At 71.0% G+C, this 3,659-nt stretch carries 5 protein-coding genes and 1 pseudogene; 5 read left to right on the top strand and 1 reads right to left on the bottom strand.

Annotation, left to right across the window (positions count from 1 at the left end; genetic code table 11):
• The coding region (locus AC1DHD_RS15665) for a DUF4395 domain-containing protein (RefSeq protein ID WP_476880595.1) at positions 1 to 445 on the top strand (445 nt) is incomplete at its 5' end.
• Here the strand turns inward: AC1DHD_RS15665 and AC1DHD_RS15660 are convergent.
• A pseudogene (locus AC1DHD_RS15660) lies at positions 432 to 1,387 on the bottom strand (ADP-ribosylglycohydrolase family protein). The gene AC1DHD_RS15665 and the pseudogene AC1DHD_RS15660 overlap by 14 nt on opposite strands.
• Before the next feature lie 112 nt (positions 1,388 to 1,499).
• Here AC1DHD_RS15660 and AC1DHD_RS15655 point away from each other — a divergent pair.
• The 4 genes from AC1DHD_RS15655 to AC1DHD_RS15640 form a co-directional block, all read left to right on the top strand.
• Complete coding sequence (locus AC1DHD_RS15655; protein WP_476880594.1) at positions 1,500 to 1,856, top strand: YidH family protein; 357 nt, start codon at positions 1,500 to 1,502, stop codon at positions 1,854 to 1,856.
• Positions 1,853 to 2,191 (top strand): DUF202 domain-containing protein, encoded by a 339-nt coding sequence (locus tag AC1DHD_RS15650; protein ID WP_476880593.1) that lies wholly within the window; start codon positions 1,853 to 1,855, stop codon positions 2,189 to 2,191. The genes AC1DHD_RS15655 and AC1DHD_RS15650 overlap by 4 nt, the downstream gene beginning before the upstream one ends.
• Before the next feature lie 78 nt (positions 2,192 to 2,269).
• Complete coding sequence (locus AC1DHD_RS15645; protein ID WP_476880592.1) at positions 2,270 to 3,274, top strand: MIP/aquaporin family protein; 1,005 nt, start codon at positions 2,270 to 2,272, stop codon at positions 3,272 to 3,274.
• A 65-nt stretch (positions 3,275 to 3,339) separates the two neighbouring features.
• The coding region (locus tag AC1DHD_RS15640) for a metallophosphoesterase family protein (protein WP_476880591.1) at positions 3,340 to 3,659 on the top strand (320 nt) is incomplete at its 3' end.

Raw genomic sequence — 3,659 nt, 5'->3', positions numbered from 1 at the left:
CGAGTACTCCGCACGGATCACGGCGGCGCTGGTGGTGCTGCTTTCACTCGCGACGCTTGTGACGGGGTCGGGCTGGGGACTGGCGGTGATCGCCATCGGGTTCTGGCTCCGGGTGTTGTTCGGTCCGCGGATCTCGCCGTTCGGCGTCCTTTCAGTCAAGGTCCTGACACCGCTGCTGGGCAAAAAGCGGCTGGTCCCCGGGCCGCCGAAGCGCTTTGCGCAGGGGATCGGGGCGGCGCTGTCGACGACGGCGGCTATCCTCTTCGCCGCCGGCCTGGCGCCCGCTGCCTGGATCCTGCTCGCAGCGCTGATCGCCGCTGCCTCCCTTGAGGCCTTCGCCGGTTTCTGCCTCGGCTGCGCGGTCTTCGGATTGCTGCAGCGCCGCGGACTCATCCCGGAGGACGTCTGCGAAGCCTGCAACAACATCTCGCTCAGGCGCCCGTAACCGCCGCCAGCCGTTCGGCCATACCCCGGATAACCTCCGGCGCCTCGAGGGCGGCGAGCCAATCCGCCGGCAGGCAGTCGATGCCGTAGTGCGCGCCCAGGATGTTGCCTGCGATGGAGGCGGTTGAGTCGCTGTCCCCGCTGTGGTTGACGGCCACCGCAATGGCCGCGCGGAAGTGCCCGGCCGGGCCTGCCGAGTCCGCCGTCGACGATGGTTCGGTCGCCAGCACCGCGTAGAGCGCGACGGCGAGTGCCTCCTCGGCCACCCAGCCTTCGCCCAGTTCCTGCACCAGTTCCTCGGCCGCCAGGACGCTCCCGCCGCCGGCGGCCGCGGCGAGGCAGAGGGATGCCGTGAGCCGCTCAACGAGCGCGGGATCGGGTTCCTCGCCCTTCGGCAGCCTGCCTTCCTGCAGGTGCGCCAGCGCGAAACCCGCGGCCTCTTGCAGGCTTCGGCCGCCAATCAGTGCGTGGATCAGCAGGCTGAACACCCCGGCGCTCTGCCGGGCCGACGGGTGCCCGTGTGTCAGGGTGGCCGCGTCCGCGCTGAGTTTGTAGACAGCGTCGGCCTCGACGAAGGGGAGTAGCCCGAACGGCGCCGAGCGCATCACTGTCCCGCAGCCCTTCGAATCCGGGTTGACCGGCCGGTACACGGTTCCCATTTCGCCGGTGGCGAGGCCGCTGAGGCAGGCGTTGCCGGGCGCCCGGCGGTGCCGCAGGACCTCGTGGCTGTCGATCCAGCGCGGCGGCTGGAAAGGCGCGGACTCCGGCACTGCCACGCCCTGCGTCCCGAGCCAGCGCAGGTAGGCCAGCCAGATGCAGGCGTTGGTGTCCGCGGCAACACCGTCGTTGGGCCCAGGGCGCCGCCGAGCAGGCAGCCGTGGATACGGGAGTTGTGGGACGGCGGGGACGCCGCCGCGGAGGCACTGCCGGGATCGATGCTCATGCCTTCAAATTTACCCCGGCCGGGGGACCCGCCGGGATCGGCCGCCCGGCCCCGGTAGGGTGCTGTTGGCGCCGAATTCGTCCTGGTGCCGCTGAAACTGACAGGGAGAATCATGCGCGAACCAGCGTGGCGGAAGACGGGCAGCACCCCGGACTACAGGTTTTCGCTGGCCAACGAACGGACCTTCCTGGCCTGGATCAGGACTTCGCTGGCGCTGATTGCCGGCGCCCTGGCCATCGACCAGCTTGCCCCCAACATTGCGCCGGGTCCCGTCCGCATCTCCCTGTGTGTGATCCTGGCGCTGATCGGCGCGGGGCTGGCGGTCCTGTCCTACCACCGGTGGGGCCGGATGGAGGCGGCCATGCGGAACAACCGTGAACTGCCGTTCTCCGGCGTGCTGCTGGTCATGACGGTGGGCGTGGCCGCCGCGGCCTTTGTCCTTGCCGGGCTGCTCCTGGTGGCACGGTGACTCCTGCGGTGCACCGGGACCCCGGGCTCCAGCCCGAGCGCACCTCGCTGGCCTGGCGGCGCACCTTGCTGGCCCTCGTCGTCGTCGATTTGCTGATCTGGCGCGGCTGGTTGCGCGCCGGAGCCTCCGGCGCCTCTGCCGCCGTCGACGCCCAGGGGCTCAGCGTCCTGATGGCCATGGCGGCCACCGTGGTCCTGGCCGGATGCGTGCTGATGCGCGGGCGGGAGTTGCGGCGCGGCCCGGGGGCTCCACCGGCGCCCCTGCTGCGGAACGCCGCGGCTGCCGTGATCGGCCTGGCGGCCTGCACCGTCGCCGCCCTGGCGCTCGGCCGCTAAGCTCGGACCCAGTTAACTTCCAGACTGCGCTGGCAGACTGCTCGCGGCACCGGACCCCAACCGAAGGAACCCCAGACCATGACGAACCCCGTCCCAGCAGGCTCAGCACCGGGCGCCGCATCCAACCCCGCGCCGGAAGCCGGGCAGCCGTCCGGGGCCGCCGGGGACGTCCAGCCCCGCCTCCTCGCCAGGCTCTCCGCCGAAGCCCTGGGAACCCTGTTCGTTGTGGTGGTGGGCCTCGGTGTGCCGTTATTCGCGGTGCCGCAGTACAACCCCATGTCTGCGTCGCTCGCAGCGGGGCTGGCCCTGACCGCGTCCATGCTGGCCTTCGGCTACCTGTCCGGCGGCCACTTCAACCCGACGGTCACGGTCGGGAACGCGATCGCGGGCCGGATCGGTCTGGTGGAGGCTGCCGCATACCTCGGGGCGCAGCTGGTGGGTGCCCTGCTGGGGGCGCTGACCCTCTTCGGCGTACTGCGGACAGTCCCGAAGCTGGAAGGCACGCGGACCGCCTTCGATACCGTCACGGCAGGCTACGACGCGCACTCCGTCATCCAGGCGCCCATGGCGGGCGTGCTGTTAGTTGAGRTGCTCGGCGCCGCCCTGCTGGTAGCCGTGTACCTGGGGACCACCGCCCGCCGCAACCCGGCCCGGGCCGCCGCACCGTTCGCCGTCGGCCTCAGCATGGCCGTTCTCCTGCAATTGGGCCAGAGCATCGGCAACGCCCCGTTCAACCCGGCCCGCGCCACCGCGTCCGCACTCTTCAGCAGCCCCGATGCCCTGGGCCAGCTGTGGCTCTTCTGGGTGGCCCCGTTGGTCGGCGCCGCCCTTGCGGGACTGGTGTTCCGTGGCTTTGCCTACACCTCGGTCAGGTCCGGCGCGCCGGATCGTCCAGTGGCCGGCGGATCCGACGACGTCGACGGGTACGACGCTGACGACGTGGACGGTGACCGTCGCGCTGGCACCGACGGTATTGGCCGCCCGGCCGCCGCACCGGCTCCGGCACCTGCACCCGCCGACGCGCGGAACCATGACGCGCGGACCGATGAAGCCCGCGACTTCTTCGACAAGCGCACCCAGTAGTTCCCGCTGCGGCCCTCGCCGGGGCCTTGCGCAATAGTGTCGGTGGCAGCCGATAGCGTAGTGGCATGCGGTTATTGCACACCTCGGACTGGCATTTGGGCCGGTCGTTCCACGGCGTCGGGATGCTCGACGCGCAGCGGGCCTTCATCGATCAGCTGGTCGGCGTCGTCCGCGACGAGTCGGTGGACGTCGTCCTGATCGCGGGCGATGTCTACGACCGTGCCCTGCCCGGCGTTGACGTCGTCGGCCTGCTGGACGACGCCCTGGTGCGGCTCAGCGGCGCGGGCGCGAAGGTGGTGCTGACCAGCGGGAACCACGATTCCGCTATCCGGCTCGGATTCGCGTCCCGGCTGCTTGAACGCGGCGGAGTGCATCTGCGCACCCG

It is taken from the genome of Arthrobacter sp. 05L45_2 (assembly GCF_056397525.1).
The sequence above is the reverse complement of the archived record's forward strand: the minus strand, read 5'-3'. Positions and strand labels throughout refer to the sequence as shown.

What these genes read in the sequence shown, in the direction of transcription:
- AC1DHD_RS15655 (WP_476880594.1), top strand. Translation starts at nt 1,500, where the DNA reads ATGCGCGAACCAGCGTGGCGGAAGACGGGCAGCACCCCGGACTACAGG.